This is a genomic window from Pantoea sp. ICBG 828 (assembly GCF_002928355.1).
GTDB classification, from domain to species: Bacteria; Pseudomonadota; Gammaproteobacteria; order Enterobacterales; family Enterobacteriaceae; genus Pantoea; species Pantoea dispersa.
This window is the reverse complement of record NZ_POWN01000019.1, coordinates 1-17162: the sequence shown is the minus strand read 5'-3', so window position 1 is coordinate 17162 and position 17162 is coordinate 1. Positions and strand designations below refer to the sequence as shown.

The window sequence follows — 17162 nt, the reverse complement described above, 5'->3', positions numbered from 1 at the left end:
GAGAAGCGCGGGACAAATTCCTTAATAATCACAGATCCCGGTTGTTCCACTTCTCAGTTATAAAATTGATGAAATCTTTGAAAAGGGGCGAGTAAAACTTTCTCTGACGCCATACCAGATAAACGGGTACAGGTGGGATCGTCCAGTCATCCAGCACCGTTAAAACCTGAGGAAATGCCTGCCTATTACGGGAGAGAAAACCTGATGAGATGAGTGATATTCCTCTCTCCTGAAGCATCAGGTTAAACGTTCCAAGAAGGCTGTCAGTTAAAAAACCGGAGTGACTGGTTTTATCAAATGAAAAGGTCTCGCCTTCTTTTACCAGCGTCAGCGTCCCGGACAATCCATGATGATAAAGATGAAAAAAACGGTGTTTAAGAAGGTCACGGGGATGTTCAGGATTGCCATGCCGCCTGACATACTCTTTAGTCGCGCAGAGCGAGAGTTTCAGGGGGCTTAACTCACGATGAATTAAGTCTTCGCTTTCAATCAGCCCGCTTTTTAAAACAAGATGGTCGAATGCCGATGATTTCTTTGTAAACTGACTACTCTCTCGGGATTCAAGGAAAACTATTGCACCTTCATGCTTTTCAGCGTATTCATCCAGCCAGTGATTAGCCAGAAATTCACAAACCATGGCAGGCGCAGTGAGCCGGATTGCCCCCTCAATAACACCCGAGGGATTCCTCAGATTGTGGACGAGATCAGTCATCATTTCAATGATAACCTTGGCCTTATCGTAGGCCATCATTCCGGCCTCGGTGAGCTCAATATTACGGGTGTCACGGTTAAGCAAATGGGCATTTACTCCCTCTTCGAGCCTCGATATTTGCTTACTGACCGAGGATACGCTTATGTTCAGTTGCCGGGCAGCCACCGAAAAACTGCCCGTTTCTACAACCTTCACAAAAACCTTCCATTCATTAAGTTTTCCACTAGTTCTCATTGTTTCTTTTCCGGATATCGTTTAGCGCTTTTACTAATTGTAGCATGGAAATAGTGAAGTAGTTTTTTAATACGCACCACATTTTCTACTGCTCTCGTATCTTTTATGTGGTTCACTGAAAAAAACGAAAAGAAAATCGCTTTGTTTTAAAATGAAAACCTCCGGAGGAGTTGATTGTTATACCATAATGATTTAATTAACAAGGCACGAGATGAGAATGAGAATCAACAATCCCGAAATCATAGTACTATGGTATGTATATAGGGGCGATGGAATTGAGAGAATCAGCGAAATGACAGGCTATTCGCACTGCAGAATAATCACGCACCTTAGAAACCTGAAAAATAAAACCGCAAGCACATCCCTTAGCGCTTTAAAGCAGTGGTTCACTCAAAATACTGGCAAGTACCAGCAGACACTGGCGTCGCGCGTTATACTAAAAAAACACGGTATAAATCGTAAAATCAACGAAATATCTGACAATCGATTTGTTTAGCACATTTCGTCATTGTATTTAATATAATCATTTATTTTCCTAATCGGAAAATCTGTTTGTTGCTTCTGCAAATTGATATGATCATATTAATCAATAAAATGTTCTTCATACATCGTCTAAGGAGACATTAGTTAATGCGATTTTATCTGAAAGATTTTTGTATCTTCATCAATGTAGCTGAGACCGGAAGTCTCTCTCAGACCGCAGCAATAATGGGTCTCAGTATTTCGTCCGTCAGCAAGAGGCTCGCTCGACTTGAAGATCATTTACAGACCACACTCTTTGAAAGAAACACGCGCGGCGTGCGTCTTTCACCATTAGGGAAAGAGGCTTACATTAAATCAAAGGAAATTACTAATGCCTTCTCTTCCTTCATTGATGATATACGGGGTTCAAAAGTATTATGGCTGAATGTTCAGGTTGAAAAGTCCATCAGGACAATTCCATTTATAGACTGGGTATACGATTACGCCAGCGCTTCGACTGAGGCCCGGGTGAAATACAAATCAACCCTTTCTGTCCGAAGTCAGCCTCTGAACATCAATGATCTGGTCATTAGTCCGGTCAAGTCATCATGGCCTCTGGCAATTCACAGGAAACTTGAACCAGTAAAAAGAAAGATATTTGCAAGCTCAGGATATTCAGGCGATGTTTCTCAGCTATCCCTTGATTCATCGAAGGTTATCTTTTACTCAGAAGATGAGGAAGAGCAACCCTTAATTTTTAACCAACAGAATGGTGAAGAAGCCAGGTTATCGCCTGTAATGATAACAGATGATATTTCTCAGATTATCAGCCTTTCAGGAGCGAAAGATATCATCATAGTCGGTCTCCCCTCTTATCTTTCAAAAAAATATGAGGACCAGGGGCTGATACATGAAATCATGCCCGAATGGTCGGCAAAAAGCCGACAGTATTATTTAATCTGGAAGAACAGAAAATATTATAATGATGAGTTCAGTAATTTCCTTGATTTTCTGGAGTCAAAGTTTTCTGATTTCATCCTGAATTAAGAGTCATTAAAGGGGGATATTTTATGGTCTATTACTGAGCGATTTTTCAGTAACATCAATGTCAAAACCCTGCGCAAAAAATATTTTAAAATCTTTCATAAATCCATTTTTTGTTGCATCAGATGCCTGTTGAGGGTTCAGGCCGGGATAAAGCGGTCAGTCCCTCAGGCTCGTGCTCTTTAAATTTTTTCAGACAAGATAACCCCTTAATACTCTTATTTATCCATAATATCATCGGGTTACCTTGCACGTGATTTTTATTTTACTCCTAAAATACGAATATCGTAGATCATGATTCCATCAGGGGGGATTCCTGGCGGAAGCTGATCTTTTCCATAGGCAAGCCGTGCCGGAACGACCAAACGCAGCGCGCCTTCATTTTTAATGAAACGCAGCGCATGCTGAAATAAGACAGGATATTGTTTCAGTTTCAGGGTAATCGCCTGTTTGTCGGCTACCATGTCATTTATTACCTGGCCTCCTGCGATGCTTTCCCGCATCACGGTAGTGATTGCGCTATCAGGACCCAGTTTTTCTCCCGTTCCCTGATTCATTATCTCATACCAGAACCCATGATTATCTTTTTTAACATCCTTCCGCTGCAGAAACGATTGAAGAAATTTTTCACCTTCAGTTGTTATGTTTTTATCGCTCCTGGCTTCAGCATCGTTGTCCTGATCCACTGTCACACGGTAAATCAGGCTGGCTCCGGGCGGAATGTTAGGCACTAAACCGTCATCACCGTATGCAAGTTCAGGTGGAACAAAAAAGGTTGCAGTTCCATGCCGGCCCAGTCGGGCTATAACGTTACGAAATAAAGATGGAAACTCTGCCAGTTCTTTTCGCACCATGTTTTCATCTTCAATAACCCCGCCTCCCGCGAGGCTGGTGATGACTTTTACCCTGATGTCTAGGTCGGGATTCAGTTGCTGCCTGTCGGAGGAATCAATTTTAAACCAGTATCCCTGGGCATCCTTTTTCACCCCGGCATTCCGGCGAAAGGCATCCAGCGCTTTTTTTCCGGCTTCCGCCTGCATCTTTATCATGTCCTCACGTGCTGACTGCACTTTTTTGCCAAGGCTGGTCTGAGCACTGAGAAGCGCTTCAGAAGTAAACCTGATATTGTTTTTTAAGGCATCAGTCACGCCATTATAAAATGACGCCATGTGCGTTTGTACGCCCAGCATCCTGTTCATGTTAATGGCGTTCAGTGCTTCCAGACCGAGTGCTGCGCCGGCCGCATAGTCCCCGTCAGGCGCTTCCTGCTTGTCATTATCCTGAAGGTCATTTATCAGACCAGGATGCGCGGTCTTGATAAGTGGGCTGGCGGGATAACTCCCTTTCTTTTCATCGTGTAGAACGGCTTTGTCATTTGCGACTAAGTCCCCCCCCGCCTCAGAGCTCCTCTGAGCAGTCATACCGGGTTCGCTCCTTTCCTCAGAGGCACCCTTCTTTCCGTTTTCAGCCACAGGCTGCCTTTCCGGAGATAGGCTGTGGGCAGCTGATGAATTACGCAGCGCTGTCAGCTCAGCATTTGCTATATCTGCCTGAAGAGCTTTTACTTTGTTTTCCACTCTGAGACTGCCGTTTTCTTTACGCACTATCCCGGCCTCTGTTCGTGCGCGTGCGGCTTCAGCCCGCACATCATCAACCAGATTCTTCAGGGCGTTGTATCGCTTTTCTAATAGCTCATTGGCCAGACCAGACTTTTTAAGATCCTCCCTCAACTGAGAATCGATGGTGCTTTCTGCCGGAGATGCAGGCTCCTGTTGCGGGGGGTGCGGATGCATCAGTATCTCAACCAGTCTCTTTTTCAGACTGTCCCTTTCACTGGCAATCGCGGCACAATCTTCTGCAGTAGATTGTGCTTTAACCGGATTCACGTTCGACAAATCTGGCTTATCGGCATGGCAGCTCAGATGCGGTGAAATTTTTCCACTCCGCTTTTGCTGGGGGGGCGTGGGAATGTTTACCGGGGCGGTATGTTTCGCCGGTTGCTCTTGCTGCTCAGCAGTGGCGTAATGCGCATCAAGCCACTGCTGAGCAAATAACAGCACCTGAGGCGGTCTGTCAGCCAGCACGCCCGTCGCAGGTATTAACAGTGTCACGACCAGTGCTGGCCTGCTAAGTAAAAGGCTCCTGTTAAATTGTTTCACTAGCGATCCTCGCCCTTATCGGACAGCGCGTTGAGTAAGCGCCAAGAAATATCTGCGCATAATCTGGACGTACGATATTGGTAAAGTGCATCAACGGCCGCGACGGTTAACGGATCAGCCTGAGATCGTACATTGCCATACTGGCTGGCCGTGGTCATTAACTTAGCAAATAGAATTGTCTGGCGGTGGTAATCATCCGGACTCACTACCTTAAGTGCCTGTAATTCGCTTTCACAACGTTTAAGCATGGCATCCTCAAGCCCCGCTTTATCACGCAGGTGAGCGGACTTAGTGCTTTCACTGTCGGTTTTCGTATTGCTGGTCTGAGTTGCAGAGTCCGCTGGCGTGCTGTGATCACGAGCGGATTCGTGCCGGAAGGCCATACACCCTGTCAGCGTCAGGGCCATTAAAATTATGCCTAGCACAGGTGGAATATAATGGCATAACTGAGCACCTGCATTAGAAAATATGGATTTTCTCATTTTATTGTTACCCTCAGCGAAGATAAATCAGAAAGGAAAGTGGTAATGACAGGAACAGACATTCCCGCAATATTTAAATTAATAATCAGTCGATAAATCTTTAAAGAAAGTATCGTATGATCGCCTCCCCCCCCCCCGAAGTTAAAAGCTTATGCGGAAAATTTCTTAACTTAAGCTTTTAATCAGGAGAGCGATTTTGTGAACACTTGCACTGCTATTCCAGTTCGTCACTGACCTCAAATACAGGTACCAATGAGGTCTGTTTAAGATCTCAGCCGAATCAGATTTTCTGATTGTCAAAGCTGAAAACCTGCAACGATTGAAACTGTGTCTGAATTTTTCTATTACTGCCGGGGACGGTACTGTCATCAGTTCACTGAAGCTGTTTCATTATTTTCTTTTCTGATACCTGCCGTCATCAACTGCGCCTGTTTCCTTTCAGCTGTCGGGAGGCTGGCAAATGAAATATTTCTACATTTAACGTTACCTACCCAGCTCACAACATCACGCTGCTCTTTTACTGTGACGGGACACTGCAGATACTCATCCCCTCTCATGACGTAAAGTGTTTTGAGGGGATGCGTACTTTCCAGTGAGAAACCGCCTTTACCTAGGGGACTCCATGACATCACGTTTAAGGGGATAACGTCATCGAGTGGTTGATTGGCGGCGTCCACCATTCTGCCAAGCCACGTATAGCGGCTGACTACGCTGACGTTATTGTTAACAATTTTCCCTGGCATCATAAACAGGGTTTTAGAACCCGCACCTTTACTGATCTCGCTGCTGGCGCCATGTTCTGTTTCTGAGGATTCACTTATATTGACAGTCGTCTGCTGATAGCCTGGAACGGTGAAGAATGCCCGACTGTTTCCACGTATATCCGCCTGACCACCGGAGCTGACGCTAACTTTTGCGCGCGATAATTTATCGTCGTCTTCTGATTCAATCCCGAAGGTTACGGCAGAAGCAGGCATGCCATCACCCCATCGTCCCCAGAAGAAACCCTGCCGGTCAATGGCAAATGATGAACTGTAGCTGCCGCTGATGCCCGGAGAATGAATACTTCTTCGCTGATCATAGGCATCACTGACGGTCAGTGAACCATTGCCATATTGCCCCCCCATGCGGCGGTAAGCCAGCGCATCAATACTGTCGGTGTTAATGCCGTTTACTGACGCCCCCATCTCATCGTCACCAGCAGCGCTACTGAAGCGACTATAACTGGCACCATAACCCAGTTTCCGTTCGCCGTTACGGCTGCTGTTCAAGCTAGTATTTAACGAAGTGCTGGATGTGTCGCTTGCGTGAGAAACAGTGAAGGAGATGTAACCCCCTCTGTCTGATTTTTCATAGCTGGTATCTCTGCGTAAGAAGGCGTTCAGACTGGTTCCAATTGTATACCCGTTCCAGTTGAAAACTTTGCTGAGGCCGGTCTGCCATGCCCGGCTTCGGGAACGGGTCATATAAACGGACTCCCAGGGTGCGCCATCACCGAATCCTGGATCCGTATTCTGAAGCTGACTGCGGTAAGCGTAATGTCCCTCATTAAAGCTGTCCACGTATCCCAGAGTAGCATTCCAGCCATAGACCGGAACGGCCAGCAAGATATTACTGCTGACATAACAACCGCTACTGCTGTATCGGTGGTCAGATTGAGTGTTACATCCCGGTGACGACATCGCCGAACGATAGTAGCTGAGTGAAAAACCATCGTTATAGCTTACCTGCTGTATATTGCCGGACGATCCGTCACTGCCATGCAGATAGCTGACCCGCGCAGCCAGAGTCCCATCCAGAGGGCCACTGTCGAATCCATGACTCCAGTCCAGCGCTCCCTGAACATAATTAACGTTGTTAAGTACCGTTGCGCCGGCAGTGAGCGACAGGCTTTTCGTTAGCGGGATCCGGGCACCACCCACAATAACCTGCCGGTTATCATTCGTTCTGATACCGGTATCTGCCGAAAGTTTGCCGGCCTGTATAAACCACTGGAATGAGTTTTCCTCAGAAAAACCTAGGCTGCTAAAAGGAACATCCTGCGTCCTGATAAGGTGGTTGTTTTCATAAATTTTCAGCGTCACCGTGTAACTGCCGGAAGGGAAGTTACGGGTATCCAGTTTCTGCACACCGGTATTGAGATAAAACGATCCCAGAAATCTGTCGCTGCGGTAAGCATCTACACGGGAGTTACCGGACAGGAACACCGTTAAAGGCGTGCCACTCGGCATTTTTTCACGATTCAACCATGCCTGTGTAGACCCGATTCGAAGGCCGACAATTTTTCCTGTCTGAAGTTGGCCCAGATTGATATTCCCTCCCGCAGAGCTGAATATGTCCCGGGAATCCATCTGGCCAGCCTGAAGATAAATTTTCTTCCACATATCATGCCTGATGTAAGCATTATTGACAGTTATCCTGGAGTTGCTATCAGTACGGTAACGCTGACCGTTATAATTCCAGTCCACGTTTGCATAAGAGCTTTCTCCAAGCCCCATCGTACCGTTTCCCTGCAGAGATAAAGACTGATAGTCTTTATCGCCTACAAAACTCAAATTCTGCTGATGAATAAAGCCACTATGACTTTCTGGCGCATTACGGAAGAAAATATCCTCTTTTTTCTGCTCAGGCGTGAACCGCTCGGGCAGAAATAAATTCACCTCATCATTTTTTTCATCATAAATAATGGCGATTGTTTTTGTATTAATATATCCGCACCCACCGCCATTAGTTACTGAACATGAAAGGGCATCGTTACGTTTTAACGGTCCCGATAAACCTGATGAGAGGATCGTTGTAAGCGCTATATCATGACCGTATTTCCTTTCTACATCTCTGATAAGCGCGTCAGGTGCCAGAAACCTTATGGTCTCGAGACTCACACTGGCCTCATATAGTCCCAGTACATCACCATAAAGGCTGACGCTGACCTGCTGATCCTGCCCTTTAACCAAGGACTCGAATCCCGGCGGCACCTGAAGAGTAGCCGCAGCCTGATAATTAACAATCACGCAACCAAGAAGTATGTAACAGCAAGATTTTCTTGCTTTCATTATGCAGATAACCAAGAGTGAAGGAAATGAAGGCGGGATCCCCGCCTTCATACATGATTTATTAAAATTCAGCCACCGGGCGTGGCAGGGGTGGCGTTATTTTTAGTGGTGGCCTGTGAAACAACCAGGCTGACTTTTCCGCTAAATTTACCTGTAACATTTACTTTCTGTTGTGAAGCTTGCTTGATGACTAAAGCAAGCGGAACGGAACCATTAGCAACCGAGTCGGAGGGGAAAAGATCCTTATACTCATAGAGCGTATCTGTAAGCCCCAATGGCTTATCACCCAGAATTACTGAGAGCGGGATAGGGTTGGCACCCGCAGCATCGGTGAGTTGGGCTGTAGTTGCGAGTCTGACGTTCATATCACGGTCAGAGTTGCTCCAGATTTTGACATCTGCTTTATATGGGTCCAGCCCGGTTTGCGGGTTATAATTCATGTCTACAGGCTTAGCCGTTAAAGAATCACCGTTGGCAAGGGTAATGCCTGCGGTTGGATCGATAGTGGCCTGTACCGTAATATCCGCCTGGTAAGCCTGAGAAGCTGCTGAAGCCAGCAGGGCTGACAAAAAAATAAGCTTAAACTTATGTTTCATAGTGTAGTTCCTTAACATCTAATTTACCCTTTAAAAGGGTGATGACTATCCGTTAATCAAATTAAGCGGAATTTCTTTTTTTTCTCCATTTGGGATACCGAGAAACCTTACTTTATAAGAAGATCCTGGTTTGTATTTAAATGGAAAAATCTTCACATGCGTATCCGGATAAACTGATGCTCCGGATGCTTTCCATACACACCCCCCCCCCGAAGAGCACTCGCCAATTTCTTTTATTTTTATACGACTGGTGCCGTTATTGAAAACAAGACCAGACTTAGGGCTAAATCCCAGGCTAAATACTGTCTGCCGGGGCAATACGTGCACTAGCGCCCCCCATACAATATTAACACCAACTTCAGCACTGGCTTTACTCTGGGGTTTATTGTCATCTGCTGAGTTAAATTCTTCAGCAGATACTTCCTGAATATAAACACGCCAGGTAGTTTCTTTTTCAGGCGGATTTAAGGTTACCATCCTTACTATCCGGCTCGAGCCTGGAGTGATCGCAAGCTTTAATGGCGTAATAATTAAACCACCATCATCAACACCATCAACGGCAACTTCTTTCTCCTGGGGAGTACCTGCGTTAATGATTTTTTTTTCAGTTATTTTAACAAAAGAAACTTTATCGGACTGCGACATGACTTCAATTTTAGTATTACCAGAACTACCCAGATTCACTTCAATCGGGTAGACGCTAATACCCGCGCTGGCGTAGCTGGATAACGCAAATGCATTAAAAACTATCAATCCTTTGCAAATCGACAAAAATTTCACTCTACTGCCTCCAACATCATAATTTAGGTAATGTGAGGCGGCGATATCCACGTAAGAAGCACAGCCTCAAAGTATACTTGCAAATTAAAAAGAAATAATAATATTGAGATTTATGTTAAAGTTAGTAAGTAAAAAAATTTTAAAATCCATATTTGAAAAAACTTGCGGCGTATAAATAAATATAAAGTCTGTGAAGTTTTTTCTGTTCTAAAAACAACTGCCGACAAGTCGGCAAGTCGGCAGCCTTTGCTAATTGAAACCCTGGTGAGGAACAGATATTAAGATAGAATTTTGAATACCTAATATATCTGTTTAATTATCAAACCATTTTACCTGTAAATCAGAATTCCAGATTGATAGCTGTGTTGTAAGCAGTACCTCTGAAGTTTTGGGTGTTGGTTGAAACGCCGGCTTTAACTGCCACGCGCTCATTAATACGATACCCACCTCCGATGGCCAGCGCCGTATCTGACTCGTAACCACCAAGCGAAAGAGAAGTATTGAAATTACCAATCCCGTAAGGCTGGAATAAGCCAGACAGCGCTGACTGAGATGCGAAGCCACGACTCATTTTCTTATCGAGTTTATCAATACGACGATCAATGCCGTTGAATCGGGAATCAACTTCGTTAAAACGTTGCAGAAAATAACCATTTCTCTGATTTTGTGCTGTAATCTGTTGATTTAACCTGAGTTCATTATCGTCTACACGGCTGGACGTAATTTTCCCTGAACTGAGCGCATCCTGCGAAACGCTCAATGCATTCCCAGCATTTATGTTCGCATTATCAGCTGTACTCACTGCTGATGCTGCCTGACTGGATGCGCCTTTCGCAGTGCTTACCGCGCTCATGGCATCTGCCGAAGCGCTGTAGGCCGTACTTACGGCATCACTGGCGCTTTTGGCTGCGTTATTAGCAACGGTATTAGCGTTATTAGCAACCGTACTCGCGTTATTAGCAACCGTACTCGCGTTATTAGCAACCGTACTCGCGTTATTAGCAACCGTACTCGCGTTATTAGCAACCGTACTCGCGTTATTAGCGGTGCTTGTAGCATTGATAGCTGTAGCAGTGGCGTTATTCGCTATGTTGTTCGCATTATTTGCGATATTGATGGCATCATCAACTGTCGCTGCACAAGCAAAATGAGTTATATCTGATGACATTAATACAATAAGAGATAAAGAAAGCATCCTGCGGCATATCATTTTGTAACAAACCTGGCGTTAATTGGATTTCCTAAAATTTTATCCAAAATCAGCAAGATCTGCATTGTCTTTTTTGGAAAAACAGAATTTACAGCCTGATTATGCAACCATTCATCAGGAACCACCGGCTTTTTCACATATTCTTAAAAAATTTCACCTCCTGTGCTTTTCTAGCATTAAATTGAATATATCATTGATAATACCCACCTAACCATCACTTCCATAATCACTTTTCTGTATGGTTTTTGAATTAGACATTAATTCTGAACATCAAATGTCCAGAGCTGGCGTATAAAAGAAAGCATGTCTGCCTCATCTCTTTACTTCTGCATTGCATAACTTAATCCAATGAGCAAGATAAGCAATCATCTTAAGCAAAAAATGAATGATATTTCTTTTTGCCGTATTTAACTGGCCATTATTCCTATACCACCTTCTGAGTAAATCACATTTTCCATAAAGGCAGTTGTCCGTAAGGGTGTTGATGGGTATTATTGCCTCACACCTGAAGTTGTTAGTCTACCCAGTTGTGTTTGTGTTGTGTTGTGTTTGTATCAATCCTGTGTTCACGTTTTCCCGCACGCAAGTGCGGTTTTATTTGGATAAATCACTCCATCTGACAATAATTTACTCTTAGCCAGGAAAGCTTATCCCTTTCCCGCGGAATCATTCCACTCGTTCAACCCGACCCTTATTACATAAAAATTTTCATATGAATAAAAGGGTAAATGAAGAAGCTCTAAAAGTTAAATTCATTTTCATTTCGTCATATGGCCCTCCAGAGAAGGAAGCTCCGTGAAAATCTGCTTTGTTATACTATTACTCACATCCCTATGCTTGTCCGCATGCTCGCCCCATCATAATCAAAGCTATCGGGTTATTATGAACAGCGCTGCGGCAGAAAAGGTAAACGAAATTATAAAAGCTGATGTTATCACTTCTAAAAGCTCAGACCACGGGACTGTCATAAGTCGTGTATCCTCTGACTTCTTAAATACCCCCTATCAGTCTCAAACCTTAGTCGGCGGGCCTGATACTCCTGAAGCCCTTGTTGTTAATTTAAGGGGGATGGACTGCTTCACTCTTGCGGATTATGTTGAAGCCCTTAGCCGGAGCCACGACCATAAATCGTTTCTATATAATCTCAGGAATGTCCGTTACGCCGATGGTAACGTTGATTATCTCAGTCGCCGACACTTCTTCTCTGACTGGTTTGCAATTAAGCCATATAATGCTCGTGATATTACGCCCGAAATTAGTGCAAATTATATGACATCTGAAAAGATGCTCAACCGCAGGCCAGATGGAGGTGAATTCGTTTCAGGCCTGGGCATACATCCACGAGAAATTAATTATATTCCCGGACGTGCCATTAATCAGCAGGTACTGGATCGCCTCAGAAACGGAGATTACGTGGGAATCTATTCTACGCTTGAGGGACTGGATGTCACTCATGTGGGCATTGTGATACGTTATAATGGCCAAGTGTGGCTCAGAAATGCCTCTTCTCTGGCCATTAACCGAAGAGTTGTGGATTCACCGTTTCTCGAGTATACGCGTCTTAAACCGGGGATTGTTGTATTGCGCGCAGAATAACTAATCACTGAATCGCATTGTTACATACTGCAATTCGGTTCCGTAATGAGCTTAGCGTAAAACGGGGAAAGGGGACACGCTTTACCCCTGTACTTTCCTCTAAACCAATAGAAAAGAACCTTTTCTTTCGATTGGTTAACGCTTTTATCTGCCGCTGAGTACTTGCGCTGGATTGAGCTGGGTGGCGTGACGTGACGGGTACCAGCTGGCAATTAAACTCAAAATTATTGCGTCAGCCATAACGTAAATAACGTCTCGCCAGTGCACTTCAAAGGGAATAAAGTCTACAAAATAGACATTCCCGAAAAAAATTTATTGCCCGTACTGAATTCTATTCCTTGCGCAAGTGAAGCCGTTTTGAGCGAAATCAATACCCCTGCGACCATCCCGCAGACGCTGCCAGTAAAACTCGCGAATACGCCATACCAGATAAAGCTTGCACGGATTAGCTTGTCTCCGGCACCAAGTGTCTTCAGCACCGAGATATCGCTGCTTTTGTCTTTAACTGCCATCACCAAAGTAGAAGCAATAATGAAATTCGATACGCTCATGACTATAACCATAGCCAAATAGATAATTGTGCGGTTCATCTCTCATCTCTTCTCCGGCAGGTTAACCCGCCGCCTCCGGTTCAGCCGCCGTAGCAGGCCACGTTGTCAAAAATCCAGTCCGGCCCGATCGCGTCACGGTAACCGTGGCTTTGTTGAATAAATCAGATTCCGGGCGAGCGTCCCTGTAGCTGGTCGCATATTCAGGCAATACGCACGCTTTCCGGCATACCTGCCTTCGTCCTTTTGTTCAGTGCACGCACCATGGCCAGAGCCTCTGCGACCTGACCATCGTAATCACGCAGTGTCAGTTTTCCTCCGAACAGCTGTTTTACCCGATACATGGCCGTTTCCGCTATTGACCGTCGGTTGTATTCCGTTGTCCATTTCCACCGTGCATTGCTCCCGCTCAGGCGCTGATTCGCAACGGCACGGTTGCGGTCTGCGTATTCACCGGGCCAGTAACCCGCACCCTTTCGCGGCGGGATGAGGGCGCTGATTTTCTTACGGCGCAGTTCATCGTGACATAACCGGGTATCGTAAGCGCCATCGGCGGCGGCTGACCTGATTTTACGGTGGGTCTGCCGGATTAACCCGGGGAAGGCCTCTGGGTCTGTAACGTTGTTCAGCGATATGTCAGCACAGATGATTTCATGTGTTTTGCTGTCAACGGCCAGATGCAGCTTCCGCCAGATACGGCGGCGTTCTTTGCCGTGCTTTCTGACTTTCCACTCGCCTTCACCGAAGACCTTCAGCCCGGTGGAATCAATCACCAGGTGCGCGATTTCACCCCGGGTGGCGGTTTTAAAACTGACACTGACCGACTTTGCCCGCCTGCTGACACAGCTGTAATCCGGACAGCGCAGCGGAACGCCCATCAGGGTAAAAATGGAATCAATGAAGCCCTGTGCAGCCCGCAGGGTCAGCCGGAATACACGTTTAATCACCAGAACGGTAGTGATGGCAAGGTCAGAATAGCGCTGAGGTCTTCCGCGTGCTGAAGGCGGTGCTGTCTCATACCACGCCTTAATCACTTCGTCGTCCAGCCAGAAAGTCATGGAGCCGCGGTTGATAAGCGCTTTGCTATAGGTGTGCCAGTTGGTGATTCTGAATTTTTGCTTAGCCACGGGACTGCCTGCGTTGTCAGGGGATGCGGGCTCTGATCCTTCAGCTCAGCAAAAGTTCGATTTATTCAACAAAGCCGCCCCAGGCTCACCGTCCGTAGCGCGTTTTCTGGAGTTAACCCGGAACCATAGACAAGCCTGTCCGTTAAATGCCAATTTTCACTAAAAAACCGTTTTTATCACGTTTTCAATGTCTATTATGTTTATATATATCAGAAAGTTAACTAAATAACGCACGATCTCGTTCCATTGGCCCTCGCCCCCCTAATAGTGCATATCTTAACAACCGTACGCCTATCTGAGACCTTGCATGAGAGTTTCCAGCTCACAAGGCTCAGGCCTTATCAAACCGCTTGATTAGTAAAAATTCTTATCAATAGTTACTTATGCTTGGGAAAAAGAAAATCATAACGGCCCGAGTTATTTGACGATAAGTGCGTTTTTTTCAGGATAAGACCCTTATGACTATACGGCGATTAAACCACATTAAATTCACTCAATACATTCACTAACCTTTACTATTTATAGCCGCTTTTACCCCTTTCCTCAGTGTTACAAAGTTGTTGTTCCCTAAGCTTCGAGCCCGTTTATAATTTCAGAGTGGTAATAAAAAATAAGCCGTATAAAAAAATATTCTGAGGAGGGATGGTAAGCGTCGCATTTAGACCGTATTGACGTTCAGGCAGAGGTAAGGTCTACCTTCCATGGCAGCAGATCGCGGACCCGGTTCACCGGCCAGTCCTGGATATGGCCGATGACGTAACGCAGCCACGCCTCGGGTTCAACGCAGTTAAGCCGGCAGGTGCCGATCAGCGAGTACAGAACAGCCGCGCTTTCACCGCCCGTGTCTGAACCGGCGAACAGCCAGTTTTTCCGGCCCAGGGCTACACCACGCAGCGCGTTCTCCGCGATGTTGTTGTCTATCTCTGCCCAGCCGTTGCTGCAGTACAGGTTCAGCGCGTCCCACTGCTTCAGCAGGTACGCGAAAGCCTTCGCCGTATCAGAGTGGCGCGACAGCATCTTCATCTGAACCTGTATCCAGTCGTACAGCGACTGCATCAGCGGGACGGTCTGCGCTTTCCGGACCGCCAGCCTTTCATCTGCCGGGCTGCCGCGTATCTCCGCCTCGATGGCATACAGCTCACCGATTCGCTTCAGTGCTTCTGTTGTGATGTCGGTCGGGGTTCGGACGTGGACGTCGTGGATTTTCCGACGTGCGTGCGCCATGCAGGCCGCTTCCGTGATGCGCCCGTCTTCGTACAGGGCATTATAACCACCGTAAGCATCCGCCTGCAGGATACCGCTGTACCCGGCAAGGTGTTGCTGCGGATGCATTCCCTTACGGTCCGGTGAGTACACGAACCAGACCGCTGGCGGAAGCTGTGAACCCGCGTTGCGGTCATCCCGCACGTACACCCACAGCCGTGCCGTCCTGGTTTTGCCGCTGCCCGGTTCCTGCACCGGCACCGGGATATCGTCAGTATGCACCTTGCCCGGCATCAGCACATACTGACGCAGCAGCTCATACAGTGGATCCAGCAGTTCGCTGACCGCACCCGACCAGCGCCCCAGCGTGGCACGACTCAGCTCCACGCCCTGACGACGGTAGATTTCTGACTGCCGGTAGTGTGGTGTGTGCTCTGCGAACTTCGCGGTGACGATTCGGGCCAGCAGGCCGGGACCGGCTTAGCTGCGCTCTATGGGCTTTGAAGGCGTGGGGGCCTGAACGATGTGGTCACAACGGCAGCAGGCCAGTTTGGGCCGCTGCGTTTCGATAACCTTAAAGGTGCTGCTGATGAGCTCCAGCTGCTCTTACATGTCGCAGCCCAGTGCGCTGAGTTCTCCGCCGCATGCCGGGCAGGTGATGTCTGCCGGCAACAGCGTGCGGGTTTCGCGCTGGAGTGCGGTGGGGAGTGGTTTACGGGCGGAAGACTGGCGCAGCGGCTGTGGCAGTACCGGGTCATGCTGCTCGCCCAGCACCTCTGCCATCTCCTCCTGCAGGGCATCGATGCGCTCCTCCGCCTCGCGCACCTGGCGCTGCGTTTTCTCACGCAGCTTTTCGGAGCTTTTGCCGAACTGCATCCGCTGCAGCTTAGCGACCAGCGCCTTCAGTCGATTAATTTCGCTGGCGTACGCCGCCACCCGCTGTGAAAGCAGACGGTTATACTCCGCCATTTTGCGGATGGTGGTCTGCTGCTCCTGCAGCAGCGCCCTGAGCCGGGCGTTTTCATCAGGGGGGAGGTGTCCATGCCCCCATTTTACAGCAGGTTATATCCGCAGACCAGGACGTTCCGTCCGCTGCGGGTGCTTCCAGTTAATGCCTTCCAGCAACATGGGCAGCTACGCCGGCGTCAGGTGGACTTTTCCGTCGCGGGTCACCGGCCAGACGAAGCGCCCGCGCTCCAGGCGTTTGGTGAACAGGCACAGGCCGTCCCGATCCGCCCACAGCACCTTTATCATGTCGCCGCGGCGACCACGGAAGATGAACAGGTGGCCGCTGAACGGGTCAGCACGAAGCGTATTCTGCACCTTTGATGCCAGACCGTTGAAGCCGTTACGCATGTCGGTCACGCCGGCAACCAGCCAGATGCGTGAGCCTGCGGGGGGAGATATCATCGGCTCCCTCCTTTCATTTCACGGATGAGCACCTGCAGCATTTCCGGCGTCAGTGTGCCTTTTAGCCTCACGGTACCGGAAGGAAGAACCAGTTCGCAGCACAGTGTTTCACCTGACGTATTTTCCGGTCCGGAGGCCGGAACGGCGACGGTTCTGTCCGGTTCGGCGGATAGCATGACAGGAAGCAGTGCCGGCTCACTGTTGTGTGGAAGCAACAGGCCTTTCCGATAAAGGCTGCGCCAGTTGAACAGCAGGTTATCGTTAATGCCGTTTTCGCGTGCCAGCTGGGCCACATTAAGGCCTGGCTGTAGTGATTTCTCGACCAGTGCGATTTTGAACGCTCGCGGGAAGTTTGGTCTGCGGATACGCTTTCTGACGATCGGTTTTGCGGTCATAACGGTAACCACAGGTGCTGGCGGTACGCTGAAGAGAGGGCGGTAAAGACACTCATCCAGTTTTTGTTCCGACATGGCGGAGGGCAAAGGCCATGAAAGCCCTGCTTTCCGGAAGCGAACAAAAAGATCGCAAACGGTCGTTTTTGGAATT

Annotated in this window: 12 protein-coding genes and 2 pseudogenes; 2 read left to right on the top strand and 12 right to left on the bottom strand. The window is 47.5% G+C overall.

All coding sequences use genetic code 11. The annotated features are described in order from the left end of the window. Positions 1-28: 28 nt before the first annotated feature. Positions 29-946, bottom strand: coding sequence for a LysR family transcriptional regulator (locus C1Y43_RS23285; RefSeq protein WP_104094441.1), 918 nt, complete (start codon positions 944-946; stop codon positions 29-31). Positions 947-1576: 630 nt separating this feature from the next. Between C1Y43_RS23285 and C1Y43_RS23275 the strand changes: the two genes are divergently transcribed. Beyond that, positions 1577-2455, top strand: a complete 879-nt coding sequence (locus tag C1Y43_RS23275) for a LysR family transcriptional regulator (RefSeq protein WP_104094443.1) — start codon at positions 1577-1579, stop codon at positions 2453-2455. Positions 2456-2712: 257 nt separating this feature from the next. Here C1Y43_RS23275 and C1Y43_RS23270 read toward each other — a convergent pair whose 3' ends face one another. The 6 genes from C1Y43_RS23270 to C1Y43_RS23250 form a co-directional block, all read right to left on the bottom strand. Further along, a complete protein-coding gene (locus tag C1Y43_RS23270) occupies positions 2713-4611 on the bottom strand; it encodes an FKBP-type peptidyl-prolyl cis-trans isomerase (protein WP_104094444.1) in 1899 nt (632 codons plus the stop codon). Next, positions 4611-5093 (bottom strand): hypothetical protein, encoded by a 483-nt coding sequence (locus C1Y43_RS23265; protein ID WP_146068690.1) that lies wholly within the window; start codon positions 5091-5093, stop codon positions 4611-4613. The genes C1Y43_RS23270 and C1Y43_RS23265 overlap by 1 nt, the downstream gene beginning before the upstream one ends. A 368-nt stretch (positions 5094-5461) precedes the next feature. Continuing rightward, positions 5462-8197, bottom strand: a complete 2736-nt coding sequence (locus tag C1Y43_RS23260; protein ID WP_104094446.1) for a TcfC E-set like domain-containing protein — start codon at positions 8195-8197, stop codon at positions 5462-5464. Between the two features lie 17 nt (positions 8198-8214). Next, positions 8215-8742, bottom strand: a complete 528-nt coding sequence (locus C1Y43_RS23255; RefSeq protein ID WP_158252679.1) for a CS1 type fimbrial major subunit — start codon at positions 8740-8742, stop codon at positions 8215-8217. A 45-nt stretch (positions 8743-8787) separates the two neighbouring features. Next, positions 8788-9573, bottom strand: coding sequence for a fimbrial protein (locus tag C1Y43_RS23765; RefSeq protein ID WP_146068689.1), 786 nt, complete (start codon positions 9571-9573; stop codon positions 8788-8790). 289 nt (positions 9574-9862) lie between these two features. Continuing rightward, positions 9863-10717, bottom strand: coding sequence for a YadA C-terminal domain-containing protein (locus C1Y43_RS23250; RefSeq protein WP_158251421.1), 855 nt, complete (start codon positions 10715-10717; stop codon positions 9863-9865). An 810-nt stretch (positions 10718-11527) separates the two neighbouring features. On the opposite strand from C1Y43_RS23250, the gene C1Y43_RS23245 reads away from it, so the two are divergent. Beyond that, a complete protein-coding gene (locus C1Y43_RS23245) occupies positions 11528-12328 on the top strand; it encodes a DUF1460 domain-containing protein (RefSeq protein ID WP_369974319.1) in 801 nt (266 codons plus the stop codon). 284 nt (positions 12329-12612) lie between these two features. On the opposite strand, the gene C1Y43_RS23240 is transcribed toward C1Y43_RS23245, so the two are convergent. The 5 genes and pseudogenes from C1Y43_RS23240 to tnpA all read right to left on the bottom strand — a co-directional run. Continuing rightward, positions 12613-12918, bottom strand: coding sequence for an FtsX-like permease family protein (locus C1Y43_RS23240; RefSeq protein WP_158251422.1), 306 nt, complete (start codon positions 12916-12918; stop codon positions 12613-12615). Positions 12919-13079: 161 nt separating this feature from the next. Then, complete coding sequence (locus C1Y43_RS23235) at positions 13080-14003, bottom strand: IS5 family transposase (protein WP_104094450.1); 924 nt, start codon at positions 14001-14003, stop codon at positions 13080-13082. Between the two features lie 675 nt (positions 14004-14678). Further along, positions 14679-16175, bottom strand: a pseudogene (locus C1Y43_RS23230) (IS66 family transposase). A gap of 93 nt (positions 16176-16268) precedes the next feature. Beyond that, positions 16269-16616: pseudogene (gene tnpB / locus C1Y43_RS23225) on the bottom strand (IS66 family insertion sequence element accessory protein TnpB). Beyond that, a partial coding sequence (gene tnpA / locus C1Y43_RS23220; protein ID WP_146068688.1) for an IS66-like element accessory protein TnpA occupies positions 16613-17162 on the bottom strand: 550 nt, incomplete at its 5' end. The pseudogene tnpB and the gene tnpA, both read right to left, overlap by 4 nt.